The organism is Streptomyces sp. SM1 (assembly GCF_002910825.1).
Taxonomy (GTDB): Bacteria; Actinomycetota; Actinomycetes; order Streptomycetales; family Streptomycetaceae; genus Streptomyces; species Streptomyces okerensis.
In genome coordinates this window covers 1-14,486 of sequence record NZ_NEUB01000325.1, presented here as the reverse complement: position 1 = coordinate 14,486, position 14,486 = coordinate 1, and the positions used below count along the sequence as shown (strand labels likewise).

Below are 14,486 nucleotides of genomic sequence, written 5' to 3'. Positions count from 1 at the left end.
CCAGCCGGCCAGCACCACGGCCGCTCCGCGCCCGGCGAGCGGTACCGCCTCGGTGAGCAGCCCGACCAGCCCCTCCGCGTCCCCCGCGAGGCAGCCGATCGGCTCGAAGGCGGTCACGACGGTGTACGCGGGCGGGTCCGCGCGCGCCGTGTCCACCGGTGAGCCGTGCACGATCCGGGCGGGTGCGTCCCGTTCACCGGGCAGCAGCCGTTCGCGTGCGAGGGCCAGCCGGTCGTCGGCGGTGTCGACACCGGTGACCGCGGCTCCCCGCGCGGCCGCCATGAGCAGGGCCAGGCCGGAGCCGCAGCCGAGGCCGAGAAGCCGTGTGGCCGGACCCACGTCCAGTCGCTCGTAGACGGCCTCGTAGAGCGGTACGAGCATCCGCTCCTGGATCTCGGACCAGTCACGCGCGCGTGCACGCGGGTCGACACGGGGGGCGGCCCCCGGGCGAGGCGGGTGCTGCCGCACGAGCGTAGGTGTCATAGGTAAGCGCCCCAATCAGCCGAGAGTTGCCGCGGTGCCCGATTCCCTGGCCCCCGTGCAGTGCGCCCGCACACCCCCCGTATGCCAGGAAACTCCGCCCCCGACGTGTCGTCCAGTGGAATGCGGCGGTGGCTTGGTACTCGCTCATGTCAGTGGCAAGAATTCACGTTCCGGTAATCCGTGGGCGTGCGGTCCGCCACGGCGGATGCGTCCGTGCGCCGGTTCCGGCCCGGGCCGACGGGGGCGGGGCGGTGCGCGGTGTGCCGGGGGGAGGGAGTAGCGTCGCGATCGTGGCGGTTCCGGTGAGCCGGTCGCCCCGACGCCCGGTTGCCCGAAGAGCGGCCGAAACGCCCCTTGCGCATCCGGGGACCTCACGCGCGGCGGATGGGCGTACGTCAGCCTACGCACCATCTTGAGATGAGCTGCGAGACTTCTCCGCAGATCAGCACACCCGCCCTCGTCAGGACGCATCAGTGGCAACTGACGGGTACGTGCAAATTATTTGGGATGCCCCGGAATCGGAACACAGAGGCACCCGCGCTCGTTGTCATTACGTGAGCACGACACAGACACCACCTGTTCTCGCCGCAGAGCTGGCACAGGCGTGGGCCGACATTCAGCGGTACCACCCCGAGCTGCCCGATCTTGCCGCGCCCGAGTCCCTGATCGGGGAGTCGTCGTCCGCGTGCGGTCACGAGCTCTCCTTCGAGCGACTGCTGCACGAAGCAGTCCACGGCGTCGCCGCCGCGCGCGGCGTACGCGACACATCCCGAGCCGGCCGCTACCACAACCGCAGATTCCTCGCGATCGCCGAGGAGCTGGGCCTGGACCACCCCGAGGAGCCGCATCCCAGCAGCGGATTCTCGCTGGTCACGCTCACCCCCGAGGCGAAGCGCCGCTACCGTCCGACCACCGAACGCCTCCATCGCGCCCTGAAGGCCCACACCGCGGCGACCGCGGGCGACACCGCCCGGAGCTTCCGCGGGCCGGCGGCGCGGCACGGCTCCTCCGGGGGCGGGGTGCGCGTCAAGGCCGTCTGCGACTGCGGCCGCAACGTCCGCGTCGTCCCCTCCGTCCTGGCCCAGGCCCCGATCGTCTGCGGCGGCTGCGGCAAGCCGTTCCAGATCCCGGAAGTGGTGGCGGCAAGCTGACCCCCGGCACCTCGTGGGTGCCGGGACCTCGGCGTCATCCCGTACCGCCCCAGCGGCAGCGTGCCGCCCGACTGCGCCCACCCGTGCCGCTGGGGCGGCACGGGTGGGCGCAGCGGCACCTCTTGAGCGCCGGGCAGCGCATCCGCCGTACGCCCACCGGGACGCCGGGTGCCGCTCGGTCGTACCCACCTGCCACACCCCCACGGCAAGCGTGCCCCGCAGGGTGTGGCACAATGGCTAGCTGTACTCGACAGTCGCACAGGACCCCTCTCTCCTCCGGCTGACGCGTCCGTCGGGCACTCGGGTACCGCAACCCCACGCGGCATCTCCGCCGTGCCCACCCACGTCAAATCCAGGAGAACCCACTCCCGTGGCAGTCAAGATCAAGCTGAAGCGTCTGGGCAAGATCCGTTCGCCTCACTACCGCATCGTCGTCGCCGACTCCCGTACCCGCCGTGACGGCCGGGCCATCGAGGAGATTGGCAAGTACCACCCGACGTACAACCCGTCGGTGATGGAGGTCGACGCCGAGCGCGTGGCGTACTGGCTCCGTGTCGGCGCCCAGCCGACCGAGCCCGTGCTCGCCATCCTGAAGAAGACCGGCGACTGGCAGAAGTTCAAGGGCGAGCCCGCCCCGGCTCCGCTGCTCGAGCGGGCCGAGAAGCCTGCCCGTCCGTCGTTCGAGGCGTTCGGTGGCGACGACGAGGGCAAGGGTGAGGCGATCACCCAGAAGAAGAAGGCTGAGAAGAAGGACGAGGCTCCCGCCGAGTCCGCGTCGACCGAGGCCTGAGCATGCTCGAGGAGGCTCTCGAGCACCTCGTGAAGGGCATCGTCGACCATCCTGACGATGTGCAGGTCGCCTCGCGTGACCTGCGCCGCGGGCGCGTGCTCGAGGTCCGGGTCCACCCGGACGACCTCGGCAAGGTGATCGGCCGCAACGGCCGCACCGCGCGCGCTCTGCGTACCGTCGTGGGCGCCATCGGCGGCCGCGGTGTCCGTGTCGACCTCGTCGACGTGGACCACGTCCGCTGACGCCAAACGCAGCACCGGCTCGGGCCGGGGAGGGCCACTGGGCCGTCCCCGGCCCGTGGTCGTTCCGGGCCCCGAGGGGTTCGCCGCAGTCCGACAGGAGATCAAGCACAGTGCAGCTGGTAGTCGCTCGCATCGGCCGCGCCCATGGCATCAAGGGCGAGGTCACCGTCGAGGTCCGCACCGACGAACCGGAGCTGAGGCTCGGGCCCGGTGCCGTCCTGGCCACCGACCCCGCCTCGGCCGGTCCGCTCACCATCGAGACCGGCCGGGTGCACAGCGGCCGCCTCCTGTTGCGCTTCGCGGGCGTCCACGACCGCACCGGCGCCGAGGCGCTGCGCAACACCCTCCTCATCGCCGACGTCGACCCGGACGAACGGCCCGAGGACGAGGACGAGTACTACGACCACCAGCTGATCGACCTCGACGTCGTCACCAAGGACGGTGAGGAGGTCGGCCGGATCACCGAGATCTCGCACCTGCCCACCCAGGACCTCTTCGTGGTCGAACGCCCCGACGGCACCGAGGTGTACGTGCCCTTCGTCGAGGAGATCGTCACCGAGATCGACCTCGAGGAGCAGCGCGCGGTCATCGACCCGCCGCCCGGCCTGATCGACGAGGTCGATGAGGCGGACAGCGCCTCCACGCGGGACGCCGCCGGGGGAGAGGCGTAGATGCGGCTCGACGTCGTCACGATCTTCCCCGAGTACCTGGAACCGCTGAACGTCTCCCTCGTCGGCAAGGCCCGCGCGCGCGGGCAACTGGACGTGCGCGTGCACGACCTGCGCTCCTGGACCCACGACCGGCACAACACCGTCGACGACACCCCTTACGGCGGCGGTCCCGGCATGGTCATGAAGACGGAGCCGTGGGGAGACGCCCTGGACTCGGTCCTGGCGGACGGATACGAGACCGGTTCCGGCGAGCCGGCCCTCGTCGTCCCCACCCCCAGCGGCCGCCCCTTCACCCAGGAACTGGCGGTGCGGCTCTCCGAGCGCCCCTGGCTGATCTTCACCCCGGCCCGCTACGAGGGCATCGACCGCCGCGTCGTCGACGAGTACGCGACCCGGATGCCGGTGTACGAGGTCTCCATCGGCGACTACGTCCTGGCCGGCGGCGAGGCGGCCGTCCTCGTCGTCACCGAGGCCGTGGCCAGACTGCTCCCCGGCGTCCTCGGCAACGCCGAATCGCACCGCGACGACTCCTTCGCACCCGGTGCCATGGCCGGCCTGCTGGAGGGCCCCGTCTACACCAAGCCGCCGCGGTGGCGCGACCGGGAGATCCCGGACGTGCTGCTCAGCGGCCACCACGGGAAGATCGCCCGCTGGCGGCGCGACGAGGCGCTGCGCCGTACCACGGCCCACCGGCCCGACCTCATCGAACGCTGCGCTCCCGGGGCCTTCGACAAGAAGGACCGCGAGATGCTGTCCATCCTGGGCTGGGCACCGGACCCGGCGGGAGAACCGTACGGCCGATTTTGGCGCAGGACCGACGGCGTGGAACAATAGGCCGCTGTTGTGCGTCGACCGGCGTGCGCCCCTGCCGCAGGGGGACACGACGCCCGCCCGTACCGCACCCTTCTGATCCGGAACTCCAGTTGCCGTTGATGACCTGCGGCATCAGCGAAGAAAGCAGACGAAATGTCTCACCTGCTCGACACCGTCGACTCCGCGTCGCTGCGCGGCGACGTCCCGGCCTTCCGTCCCGGCGACACCGTCAACGTCCACGTGCGCGTCATCGAGGGCAACCGCTCCCGTGTGCAGCAGTTCAAGGGCGTGGTGATCCGCCGCCAGGGTGCCGGCGTCCGCGAGACCTTCACGGTCCGCAAGGTCTCCTTCTCCGTCGGCGTGGAGCGCACCTTCCCGGTGCACACCCCGATCGTGGAGAAGATCGAGCTCGTCACCCGCGGTGACGTCCGCCGCGCCAAGCTGTACTACCTGCGCGAGCTGCGCGGCAAGGCGGCGAAGATCAAGGAGAAGCGCGAGAACTGAGCGCTTTACCGGCGTCACACCGGGGCCGGATAGCATGTGGCCCCGATGGACACCGAAGCACAGCCGACGGAGCGCGACCGCTCCTCCTCCACGGCCGGACCCGAGAGCACCTCGGGAACGCCGGGACCGGAGGAGCGGTCGCGCTCCGCGTTGGTGCCGCGCATCGCGCACTGGCTCCCCGGCGGGCGCATTACCCTGACTCTGTTGCTCTGTCTGCTGTTTCTGCTGGCCGTCAACACGTTCGTCGCGCGGCCGTTCGAGATCCCGAGTGGATCGATGGAGCCCGGATTGAGGGTCGGGGACCGCGTTCTCGTAAACGAGTTGGCATACGGGTTCGGCGACGGGCCCGACCGGGGCGACGTGATCGTGTTCGACGGCACCGGGTATTTCGGTGACGCCGACTACATCAAACGGGTCGTCGGAGTGGGCGGAGACCACGTGGTCTGCTGTGACGGGGAGGGGAGGGTCCGGGTGAACGGCCGGTCGGTCGACGAATCGCGCTTCCTGCTCCCCGGGGACAGCCCTTCCACGGTTCCGTTCGACGTCGTCGTGCCGGACGGGCGGCTTTTCGTCCTCGGCGACCACCGCGGCAACTCGAGCGACTCCCGCGACCGCCTCGGCTCGCCCGGCGGCGGCATGGTCCCCGTGGACAAGGTGATCGGCCGCGCCGACGGGATCGTCTGGCCCTTCGGCCGGACCACCCGGCTGCAGCGGCCCGGCGCCTACGATCGCGTGCCCGCACCGGAGGCGGCCCGTCCGGCGGAGGGCGGCCATGGGTAACCGCGGCAAACCCCGCGGTGTCCCGGAGAGCGCCGCGGAGAACCTGCTGCCCACCGGCTCCCGCCGCGCGACCGCCGGGTCTCCGGGACGCAGCCGGGCCGAACGCCGCAAGCTCCAGCGCAAGGTCAAGCGGCGCCGCAGGCGGGGCGCCGTGAAGGAGATCCCCCTCCTCATCGGTGTGGCGGTCCTGATCGCACTGGTACTGAAGACGTTCCTCGTCCAGGCCTTCGTCATCCCGTCCGGCTCCATGGAGCAGACGATCCAGATCGGCGACCGGGTCCTGGTGGACAAGCTCACGCCGTGGTTCGGGTCCGAGCCGCAGCGGGGCGACGTCGTCGTCTTCAAGGATCCCGGCGGCTGGCTCCTGGACGAGCGGACCACCCCGAAGGAGGAGGACCCGGTCGGGATCAAGCAGATCAAGGAAGGGCTCACCTTCATCGGACTGCTGCCGTCGGAGAACGACAAGGACCTCATCAAGCGGGTGGTCGGCGTGGGCGGCGACCGGGTCCAGTGCTGCGACAGACAAGGCAGGGTCACGGTCAACGGCGTGCCGCTGAACGAGGACTACCTCTACCCCGGCAACGCCCCGTCCAAGACGCCCTTCGACATCACCGTGCCCGAGGGGCGGCTGTGGGTGATGGGCGACCACCGGTCGAACTCCGCCGACTCCCGCTACCACCAGGACACCGACTACGGCGGCACCGTCTCCGAGGAGGAGGTGGTGGGCCGGGCCGTGGTCATCGCCTGGCCGTTCGGTCGCTGGAGCACTCTGGAGGAACCCACGACCTACGCCTCCGTGTCGGACTCCGCGCCGGGTTCGACCGCCGCCGCGCCGCCGTCGCATAGGGTTGCCCCGGACGATCCCCATGGGTTGGTCCAGCTCCCGAGCCCTGCGGAACTCCCGCTCGTTATGGGAGTAGTGGGCCTGCGCCGGGCATGGCGCGGGCGGCGGCGGACAGTGAGGAGTTGGGTGTGGGGGATGCGGCGGTTGGCGCACGGTCCGGACGCGAGGGCGAGGAGCACCGCGGGCGTCCCGCGGAGGCGGCCTATCCGGCGGCGGACGACTCCGTGACCGCCGGGGGACACTCCTCGGCGGGTGGCGAGGGCTCCGGGGACGGGCAGCAACCCCCGACCGACCGAGGAGATGCGGGCGACGGCTCCCCGCGGGCGAAGCAGCCCCGCTCCTTCTGGAAGGAACTGCCCATCCTGATCGGCATCGCGCTGGTACTGGCGCTGCTGATCAAGACGTTCCTGCTGCAGGCGTTCTCCATTCCCTCGGACTCGATGCAGAACACCCTCCAGCAGGGTGACCGGGTCCTGGTCGACAAGCTCACCCCCTGGTTCGGCTCCGAGCCCGAGCGCGGCGAGGTCGTCGTCTTCCACGACCCCGACAACTGGCTGGCGGGCGAGCCGACGCCCGATCCGAACCCGCTGCAGAAGGTCCTCAGCTGGATCGGCCTGATGCCCTCCGCGGAGGAGAAGGACCTGATCAAGCGGGTCATCGGCGTCGGCGGTGACACGATCGAGTGCAAGGGCACCGGCCCGCTGAAGGTCAACGGCATGGCGCTGAACGAGTCGTCGTACGTGTATCCCGGCAACACCCCGTGCAGCCAGGACGACCAGGGCGGCCAGTTCAAGGTCAAGGTCCCCGAGGCCCACATCTGGGTCATGGGCGACCACCGTCAGAACTCCCGGGACTCGCGGTACAACCAGGCCGACTCCAACGACGGCTTCGTCCCCGTGGACAAGGTCGTCGGCCGCGCCGTCGTCATCGCCTGGCCGGTCAACCGCTGGACCAACCTGCCCGTCCCGGACACCTTCGACCAGCCCGGCCTGGACGCCGCGTCGCCCGCCGGGGCCCTGTCGGTCGCGCCGCAGGGTCTGGCGCTCGCGGGCGCGGTGCCGCTGGTGCTGTGGCGGCGCCGGCGGTACGGCGACGGAGCGGGCCGGCAAGAGGGCTGACCGCTTCCGGTACTGCCGGGTAGGGTGCGGCCCATGAGTGGTCAGAGCACGACACGCACCGTCCCCGGCACAGGCGGTCCGGGCAGTGGCCGGGCGCCCGGCCGGACCGGCCGGGCGCTGTCCAACCTGGCCGTGGCCCTGGGCCTGGTGCTCTTCCTCGGGGGATTCGTCTGGGGAGCGGTGGTGTACCGGCCGTACACCGTGCCCACCACCTCCATGGCGCCGACCATCGGAGCCGGTGACCGGGTGCTGGCCGAGCGCATCGACGGCGGCGAGGTCCGCCGTGGCGACGTCGTCGTCTTCACGGACGAGACGTGGTCGAACGCACCCATGGTGAAGCGGGTGGTCGCCGTCGGCGGCGACAAGGTCTCCTGCTGCCGGGACGGCAGGCTGACGGTCAACGGCGAGGAGATCGACGAACCGTACCTCGCCGAGGACACGGTGACCGGGTTCGCCGACTTTCCCGAGGTGACCGTGCCGAAGGGGCGTCTGTTCCTGCTCGGTGACGAGCGCTCCGCGTCGCTGGACTCCACCGCCCACCTCACCGACGCCGCCCGCGGCACCGTCTCCCGCGGCGCGGTCCAGGCCCGGGTCGACGCCGTCGTCTGGCCCATGGATGGCTCTCTGCAGGCGCCCGCAGGCTTCGAGAAGCTCGGCGCGCTCTCCTCGCCCGGCCCGTTCGGGACCGTCGTCGCCGCGGTGATCGGCGGGGCCGTCCTCGTCCTCGGCGGGGCCGCCTACGGCCCCCTCGCCCAGCGGGCGGGGGCGTCCCGGGCGCGGGCGAACGGGGGAGGCGCCGGTGTCCGCTGAGCCGGTGCCGGCGGCCGGAGGTCTCCACGAGGGCGGACTGCGCAGAGTCGCCCGGGTCGTGCTGCTCGACCCGCAGGACCGCATCCTTCTGCTGCACGGCCACGAACCCGACGACCCCGCCGACGACTGGTGGTTCACGCCCGGCGGCGGTGTCGAGGGCGAGGAGACCCGCGAGCAGGCCGCGCTGCGCGAACTCGCCGAGGAGACAGGCATCACGGATGTCGACCTGGGCCCGGTGCTGTGGCGGCGCAGGTGCTCCTTTCCCTTCGCCGGGCGCCGCTGGGACCAGGACGAGTGGTACTACCTCGCCCGCACCACCCGGACGGTGACCGCGGCCGCCACGGCGCTGACCGAGCTGGAGCGGCGCAGCGTCGCCGGAGCGCGCTGGTGGACGTGCCCGGAACTCACCGGGGCACGTGAGACGGTGTACCCGACCAGACTCGCCGGCCTGCTGCGGACACTGCTCGACGAGGGTCCCCCCGCCCGCCCCGTGACCCTGGACACCGAAATCGTCCGGTGATCCACGCGGCAGGCGCACAATGGGGGGATCGCACGGCTGAAGGGGAACATGCCATGAGCGCCGAGGACCTCGAGAAGTACGAGACCGAGATGGAGCTGAAGCTCTACCGGGAGTACCGAGATGTCGTCGGTCTGTTCAAATACGTGATCGAGACCGAGCGGCGCTTCTATCTGACCAACGATTACGAGATGCAGGTGCACTCGGTCCAGGGCGAGGTGTTCTTCGAGGTGTCGATGGCGGACGCCTGGGTGTGGGACATGTACCGGCCCGCCAGGTTCGTGAAGCAGGTGCGGGTGCTCACGTTCAAGGACGTGAACATCGAGGAGCTCAACAAGAGCGATCTGGAGCTCCCCGGCGGGTGACCGGCCGGGCAGCCGTGGGCCGGGCTTGCGCGGTGGTGGGTGGTGGCGGGCGACGCTCGTACGGGTGATGGAGTTGTCCACAACCGCTGACCTGTGCACCAAGATCCACTTCATGGGGCGGGATGCGTGACGTTGGGCGCCGGAGGTGGTGCCGACATGAACGCACAACGGGCACGCAGCGCACTCGGCAGGTACGGCGAGGCGCTGGCCGCACGGCGGCTGACACAGGCGGGGATGACGGTCCTGGAGCGCAACTGGCGCTGCGGCAGGACCGGCGAGATCGACATCGTGGCCAGGGACGGCGACGCCCTGGTCGTCTGTGAGGTGAAGACCCGCAGGACAGGGTCCTTCCAGCACCCCATGGAGGCGGTCACGCCGGCCAAGGCGGCCCGGCTGCGGAGCCTCGCCGAGCGCTGGCTCCAGGAACACGGCGGAGCCCCGCCCGGCGGAGTCCGCATCGACCTGGTCGGCGTACTGCTGCCGGCCCGCGGCGCACCCGCGGTCGAGCACGTCCGGGGGGTGGCCTGACATGGGATTCGCCCGAACCTGCTCGGTGACCCTGGTGGGCGTCGAGGGTGTGGTCGTGGAGGTCCAGGCCGACCTGGAGCCGGGAGTCGCGGCATTCACGCTGGTGGGACTGCCGGACAAGAGCCTGACGGAGAGCCGGGACCGGGTCAGGGCGGCCGTGGTGAACTCCGGCGGGGAATGGCCGCAGAAGAAACTCACCGTGGGACTCAGCCCGGCATCGGTACCGAAGTCCGGCAGCGGCTTCGACCTCGCCGTCGCGTGTTCCGTGCTCGGCGCCGCCGAACGGATCGATCCACGGGTGCTCGCCGACCTCGTGATGATCGGCGAGCTCGGGCTGGACGGCCGGGTGCGGCCGGTCCGCGGCATCCTGCCCGCGGTGCTGGCCGCGGCCGACGCGGGATACGAGCAGGTGGTGGTGCCGGAGTGCGCCGCCGCCGAGGCCTCGCTGGTGCCGGGCGTGTCCGTGCTGGGCATCCGCAGCCTGCGCCAGCTGATCGCGGTACTCACCGACGAACCGGTGCCGGAGGAGCAGCCCGAGGACCCGGAGCGGCCCGACCCGCTGCTGGCGGGGCTGCGCGTCCCCGGCACCGGAGCGGCCACCGGGATCCACGGCTTCGGCGCGGCACAGCACGACCAGGGCCACGACCTCGCGGACGTCGTCGGCCAGCACTCGGCGCGGACGGCGGTGGAGGTGGCCGCGGCGGGCGCACACCACCTCTTCCTGGAGGGGCCACCCGGCGCCGGCAAGACCATGCTCGCGGAGCGGCTGCCGTCGATCCTGCCACCACTGGACCGGCAGGCGTCCCTCGAAGTGACGGCCGTGCACTCGGTGGCGGGCCTGCTGCCACCGGGCAAACCCCTGATCGACACGGCCCCCTACTGCGCCCCGCACCACTCGGCCACGATGCAGGCACTGGTCGGCGGCGGCCCCGGGACGGCCCGGCCGGGAGCGGTGTCCCTCTCGCACCGGGGTGTGCTCTTCCTCGACGAAACACCCGAATTCAGCGGAAAGGCCCTGGACGCGCTGCGCCAGCCGCTGGAGGCCGGGCACGTGATCATCGCGCGCAGTGTCGGGGTCGTGCGCTTCCCGGCGCGCTTCCTGATGGTGCTCGCCGCCAACCCATGTCCCTGCGGGCGCTTCTCGCAGACGAACGACCACTGCGACTGCCCGCCCGCGGCGATCCGCCGCTACCAGGCCCGGCTGTCCGGACCGCTGCTCGACCGGGTCGACCTGCGGGTCGAGGCCGACCGCGTCACCCGCCGCGAACTGACGGCGAGCGGTGCCCGTGGCGAGGCCACCGCGAGGGTCGCCGACCGGGTGCGCACGGCCCGGGAACGTGCGGCGGCCCGGCTCGCCGGCACTCCGTGGCGCACCAACAGCGAGGTACCGGGGCGGGAACTGCGCAGTCGCTGGCAGGCCGCCCCCGGCGCCATGGACGACGCGGAACGGAGCCTCGAACGGGGCGCGCTCAGCGCCCGGGGACTCGACCGCGTCCTGCGGGTCGCCTGGACCGTCGCCGATCTGTCCGGACACGACCGGCCCGACGCCACCGACGTCGCCCTCGCCCTGCAACTGCGCACCGGTGTCCCACGAGGGGTACCCATGGCCATCGGGGCGGCGGTATGAGCGCCGGGACCGGCTCGGCGGCCGGATCCGGTACCGGCTCGGAGGCCGGATCCGAGGCCGCCCGGGGGACGTGCCCCGGGACCGGGTCGGGAGCCGGCGAGGGGACTGGCTCGGGCGCAGATCCGGGGGCGGGGGTGGGGGCCGGTGTGCACCCTGGATCCGGGGCCGGCTCCAGGACCGAGGTGGGGAACGGCTCCGGAACCGCCTTGGGGACCCGCGCGGGGACCGGCTGCGGAAGTGGATCGGGGGTCGGCGCGGAGGCCCGCCGTGAGGAGGAGACGCGGCTCGGCCGGGCCTTCCTCACCCGGGTCCTCGAGCCGGGTGACGGGACCGGTGGACGCTGGGTGCGCGAACTCGGGGTGGAGGCGCTGGTGCGACGGCTGCGGGAAGGCGGAGAACCGCTGCCCGGGGTGAGCGGGAAGCGGTGGGCCGGGCTGCTGGCCCGGGCCGAGCGGGCCGATCCGCGCAGGGATCTCGCCGTCGCCCGGGACGCCGGGGTGCGGTTCGTGTGCCCGGGGGCCGCCGAATGGCCCGGACAACTCGATGACCTGGGAGACGCGAGGCCACTCGGACTGTGGGTGCGTGGCAGCGCGAACCTGCGGATGTGGGCGCTGCGCTCGGTCGCGGTCGTGGGCGCCCGCGCCTGCACCGAGTACGGCGCCCACATGGCCGCCACGCTCGCGGCCGGCCTGGCCGAGGGCGGCTGGGTCGTGGTCTCCGGCGGCGCCTACGGGGTCGACGGCGCCGCCCACCGCGGGGCGCTGGGCGCAGGCGGCGCCACCGTCGCCGTCCTCGCCTGCGGAGTCGACCGGCCCTACCCGCGCGGACACGCCGGACTCATCGGCAGGATCGCCGAACAAGGGCTGGTCATCGGCGAGTTGCCGCCGGGCGATCACCCGACACCGAGCAGGTTCATCCTCCGCAACAGGGTGATCGCCGCGCTCACCAGGGGCACGGTCGTCGTCGAGGCCGCCCATCGCAGCGGCTCCCTGGTGACCGCCCGGGCGGCGCGGCGCCTGCGACGGCACACCATGGGGGTCCCGGGTCCGGCCACCAGCGGGCTCTCCACCGGGGTGCACGAACTGCTGCGCCAGGACGCGGTCCTGGTCACCGATGCCGCCGAGGTCGTCGAACTGGTCGGCGACATGGGAGAGCTCGCGCCGGAGCGCCGGGGACCGGTGCTGCCCCGGGACCTCCTCGCTCCGGCCGGCCGCCGGATCCTCGACGCCCTCCCGGCGCGCGCCACGGCCCGTCCGGAGGAGATCGCGCTCGTCGCGCAGACCACACCGGACGACGCGATCGCGAGACTGTACGAACTACGAGCACTTGGCTACGTCGAACGACACGGCGACGGCTGGAAGTTGACGCGCCAGGCGAGGACGCCGGTCCGGGACGTCCCCGACACCCGCTGACGGAGCGTGTTCGGCCGTCCGGGGGAACCCTGACGCTGCATGGAAAATACGCCAGTCGGGTCACCCGGGCAATCACGCAGAGCGACGGTCATGCCCCGGTGGGACGGTATCCGGAACGTATCTGCGCACGGTCCTACCTCGCTTCTTCGCACACCGCGACGCCACAGTCACGCTACGCTCACGAGGATCCCGACACGGACAGGCAAACGCGACATCGGACAGACAGCGAATCCGGCCAGCACCAGCCCACGGCAGAACGGCACTAGGCGACGAATGCCCCAGCACACCTCCGGGTCCGACCGGGCGGCGATCCCCCCAGCCGCCCGCGACGGTGGCAGCGTGCGGCCGCCCGCTCCCTCGACGCTCGAGGAGCTGTGGCGGTCGTACAAGGCGACGGGGGACGAACGACTGCGGGAGCAGCTGATCCTGCACTACTCGCCGCTGGTGAAGTACGTCGCCGGCCGGGTCAGTGTCGGGCTGCCGCCCAACGTCGAGCAGGCGGACTTCGTCTCCTCCGGGGTCTTCGGGCTGATCGACGCGATCGAGAAGTTCGACGTCGACCGGGAGATCAAGTTCGAGACATACGCGATCACCCGCATCCGGGGCGCGATGATCGACGAGCTGCGGGCGCTGGACTGGATCCCACGCTCGGTACGGCAGAAGGCGCGCAACGTCGAGCGTGCCTACGCCACGCTGGAAGCGCGGCTGCGGCGCACGCCGTCGGAGAGCGAGGTCGCCGGTGAGATGGGTATCACCGTGGCCGAGCTGCACGCGGTTTTCAGCCAGTTGTCGCTGGCGAACGTGGTCGCCCTCGAGGAGCTTCTGCACGCCGGGGACGGCGGCGACCAGTTGAGCTTCATGGACACCCTGGAGGACACCGCCGCCGACAACCCGGTGAAGGTGGCCGAGGAGCGGGAGCTGCGCAGATTCCTCGCACGGGCCATCAACACGCTGCCCGAGCGGGAGAAGACCGTGGTCACGCTGTACTACTACGAGGGCCTGACGCTCGCCGAGATCGGCAACGTGCTGGGCGTGACCGAGAGCCGGGTCAGCCAGATCCACACCAAGTCCGTGCTCCAGCTGCGCGCCAAACTGGCGAGCTTCGGCCGCTGAGCCGTTCCGGGCGGAGCGGGCCCATCCTCTGGCCGCCAGGGGCGGGGCGTCCGTAAAGTGGTCGACGTGCCAAGGATTCGAGCGGCCTCCGTGGCCGAGCACCGGTCGATGCAGCGAGCCGCCCTGCTGGACGCGGCACGCTCCCTGCTGTCCGACGGCGGTACGGAGGCGCTGACCTTCCCGGCCCTCGCCGAGCGCACCGGCCTCGCGCGATCATCCGTGTACGAGTACTTCCGCTCGCGCGCGGCTGTCGTCGAGGAGCTGTGCGAGGTCGACTTCCCGGTCTGGGCGGCCGAGGTCGAAGCCGCGATGGAGGACGCCGGAGGGGCCGGGGACAAGATCGAGGCCTATGTCCGCAAGCAGCTGGAACTGGTCGGGGACCGGCGGCACCGCGCCGTCGTCGCGATCTCCGCGAGCGAACTGGACGCCGGCGCCCGGGAGAAGATCCGCGCCGCACACGGCGGCCTCATCGCGATGATCGTCGAAGCCCTCGCCGAGCTGGGCCACACCGAGCCGCGCCTGGCGGCCATGCTGCTCCAGGGCGTGGTCGACGCCGCCGTGCGCCGCATCGAACTGGGCGCGGCGGAACATCCCGACACGATCACGGAAGCAGCGGTCTCCATGGCCCTCAGGGGTGTCCGCGGCTGACGGCGGCGGGCAGCCGGCGCCCTGCCGGCGGAACAGGACACCACCGCCCGGCGGAACCGGCCGCATCGCT

General features: G+C 71.8%; 17 protein-coding genes and 1 pseudogene. 17 read left to right on the top strand and 1 reads right to left on the bottom strand.

What is annotated here, in order from left to right; genetic code table 11:
- Nucleotides 1-483 (bottom strand): methyltransferase domain-containing protein (locus B9S61_RS07885; RefSeq protein WP_146064750.1); only part of this gene is annotated, 483 nt, incomplete at its 3' end.
- Between the two features lie 554 nt (nucleotides 484-1,037).
- Here B9S61_RS07885 and B9S61_RS07880 point away from each other — a divergent pair.
- The 17 genes and pseudogenes from B9S61_RS07880 to B9S61_RS07800 all read left to right on the top strand — a co-directional run bounded on the left by B9S61_RS07880 (nucleotide 1,038) and on the right by B9S61_RS07800 (nucleotide 14,416).
- Nucleotides 1,038-1,634: a hypothetical protein gene (locus B9S61_RS07880; protein WP_103541594.1), complete on the top strand. Its 597-nt coding sequence runs from the start codon at nucleotides 1,038-1,040 to the stop codon at nucleotides 1,632-1,634.
- Between the two features lie 370 nt (nucleotides 1,635-2,004).
- Nucleotides 2,005-2,424 carry a 30S ribosomal protein S16 gene (gene rpsP / locus B9S61_RS07875; RefSeq protein ID WP_103541593.1) on the top strand — a complete coding sequence of 140 codons (420 nt, stop codon included), beginning with the start codon at nucleotides 2,005-2,007 and terminating at the stop codon, nucleotides 2,422-2,424.
- A gap of 2 nt (nucleotides 2,425-2,426) precedes the next feature.
- Nucleotides 2,427-2,666, top strand: coding sequence for an RNA-binding protein (locus tag B9S61_RS07870; protein ID WP_055597159.1), 240 nt, complete (start codon nucleotides 2,427-2,429; stop codon nucleotides 2,664-2,666).
- A 110-nt stretch (nucleotides 2,667-2,776) separates the two neighbouring features.
- Nucleotides 2,777-3,337 carry a ribosome maturation factor RimM gene (gene rimM / locus B9S61_RS07865; protein WP_103541592.1) on the top strand — a complete coding sequence of 187 codons (561 nt, stop codon included), beginning with the start codon at nucleotides 2,777-2,779 and terminating at the stop codon, nucleotides 3,335-3,337.
- A complete protein-coding gene (gene trmD / locus B9S61_RS07860) occupies nucleotides 3,338-4,171 on the top strand; it encodes a tRNA (guanosine(37)-N1)-methyltransferase TrmD (protein WP_103541591.1) in 834 nt (277 codons plus the stop codon).
- A 132-nt stretch (nucleotides 4,172-4,303) separates the two neighbouring features.
- Entirely contained in the window at nucleotides 4,304-4,654 is a 351-nt protein-coding gene (gene rplS / locus B9S61_RS07855) for a 50S ribosomal protein L19 (RefSeq protein ID WP_103541590.1), read from the top strand.
- Between the two features lie 45 nt (nucleotides 4,655-4,699).
- Complete coding sequence (gene lepB / locus B9S61_RS07850) at nucleotides 4,700-5,434, top strand: signal peptidase I (RefSeq protein ID WP_103541589.1); 735 nt, start codon at nucleotides 4,700-4,702, stop codon at nucleotides 5,432-5,434.
- A pseudogene (gene lepB / locus B9S61_RS07845) lies at nucleotides 5,427-6,513 on the top strand (signal peptidase I); the annotation flags it as partial. The gene lepB (B9S61_RS07850) and the pseudogene lepB (B9S61_RS07845), both read left to right, overlap by 8 nt.
- A complete protein-coding gene (gene lepB, locus B9S61_RS42175; protein ID WP_258039590.1) occupies nucleotides 6,407-7,396 on the top strand; it encodes a signal peptidase I in 990 nt (329 codons plus the stop codon). The pseudogene lepB (B9S61_RS07845) and the gene lepB (B9S61_RS42175), both read left to right, overlap by 107 nt.
- Before the next feature lie 33 nt (nucleotides 7,397-7,429).
- The gene (gene lepB / locus B9S61_RS07835; protein ID WP_103541587.1) at nucleotides 7,430-8,206 is read left to right on the top strand and encodes a signal peptidase I; all 777 of its coding nucleotides are present in this window, start codon (nucleotides 7,430-7,432) and stop codon (nucleotides 8,204-8,206) included.
- The gene (locus B9S61_RS07830; RefSeq protein WP_103541586.1) at nucleotides 8,196-8,726 is read left to right on the top strand and encodes an NUDIX hydrolase; all 531 of its coding nucleotides are present in this window, start codon (nucleotides 8,196-8,198) and stop codon (nucleotides 8,724-8,726) included. The genes lepB (B9S61_RS07835) and B9S61_RS07830 overlap by 11 nt, the downstream gene beginning before the upstream one ends.
- A gap of 53 nt (nucleotides 8,727-8,779) precedes the next feature.
- Nucleotides 8,780-9,088: a DUF2469 domain-containing protein gene (locus B9S61_RS07825; protein ID WP_003965949.1), complete on the top strand. Its 309-nt coding sequence runs from the start codon at nucleotides 8,780-8,782 to the stop codon at nucleotides 9,086-9,088.
- A gap of 126 nt (nucleotides 9,089-9,214) precedes the next feature.
- Nucleotides 9,215-9,616: a YraN family protein gene (locus B9S61_RS07820; protein WP_103541585.1), complete on the top strand. Its 402-nt coding sequence runs from the start codon at nucleotides 9,215-9,217 to the stop codon at nucleotides 9,614-9,616.
- Between the two features lies 1 nt (nucleotide 9,617).
- Nucleotides 9,618-11,243: a YifB family Mg chelatase-like AAA ATPase gene (locus B9S61_RS07815; RefSeq protein ID WP_103541584.1), complete on the top strand. Its 1,626-nt coding sequence runs from the start codon at nucleotides 9,618-9,620 to the stop codon at nucleotides 11,241-11,243.
- A 206-nt stretch (nucleotides 11,244-11,449) separates the two neighbouring features.
- Nucleotides 11,450-12,655 carry a DNA-processing protein DprA gene (gene dprA / locus B9S61_RS07810; RefSeq protein WP_181007289.1) on the top strand — a complete coding sequence of 402 codons (1,206 nt, stop codon included), beginning with the start codon at nucleotides 11,450-11,452 and terminating at the stop codon, nucleotides 12,653-12,655.
- Between the two features lie 273 nt (nucleotides 12,656-12,928).
- Complete coding sequence (gene whiG, locus B9S61_RS07805; protein WP_103541582.1) at nucleotides 12,929-13,768, top strand: RNA polymerase sigma factor WhiG; 840 nt, start codon at nucleotides 12,929-12,931, stop codon at nucleotides 13,766-13,768.
- Between the two features lie 90 nt (nucleotides 13,769-13,858).
- Nucleotides 13,859-14,416 carry a TetR/AcrR family transcriptional regulator gene (locus tag B9S61_RS07800; RefSeq protein WP_103541581.1) on the top strand — a complete coding sequence of 186 codons (558 nt, stop codon included), beginning with the start codon at nucleotides 13,859-13,861 and terminating at the stop codon, nucleotides 14,414-14,416.
- Nucleotides 14,417-14,486: the final 70 nt, after the last annotated feature.

Bases quoted from the DNA above. Each gene is read 5' to 3' on its own strand.
- lepB (WP_103541587.1), top strand. From the start codon at position 7,430: ATGAGTGGTCAGAGCACGACACGCACCGTCCCCGGCACAGGCGGTCCG.
- trmD (WP_103541591.1), top strand. From the start codon at position 3,338: ATGCGGCTCGACGTCGTCACGATCTTCCCCGAGTACCTGGAACCGCTG.
- rplS (WP_103541590.1), top strand. From the start codon at position 4,304: ATGTCTCACCTGCTCGACACCGTCGACTCCGCGTCGCTGCGCGGCGAC.
- B9S61_RS07870 (WP_055597159.1), top strand. From the start codon at position 2,427: ATGCTCGAGGAGGCTCTCGAGCACCTCGTGAAGGGCATCGTCGACCAT.
- B9S61_RS07825 (WP_003965949.1), top strand. From the start codon at position 8,780: ATGAGCGCCGAGGACCTCGAGAAGTACGAGACCGAGATGGAGCTGAAG.
- B9S61_RS07815 (WP_103541584.1), top strand. From the start codon at position 9,618: ATGGGATTCGCCCGAACCTGCTCGGTGACCCTGGTGGGCGTCGAGGGT.
- whiG (WP_103541582.1), top strand. From the start codon at position 12,929: ATGCCCCAGCACACCTCCGGGTCCGACCGGGCGGCGATCCCCCCAGCC.
- lepB (WP_103541589.1), top strand. From the start codon at position 4,700: ATGGACACCGAAGCACAGCCGACGGAGCGCGACCGCTCCTCCTCCACG.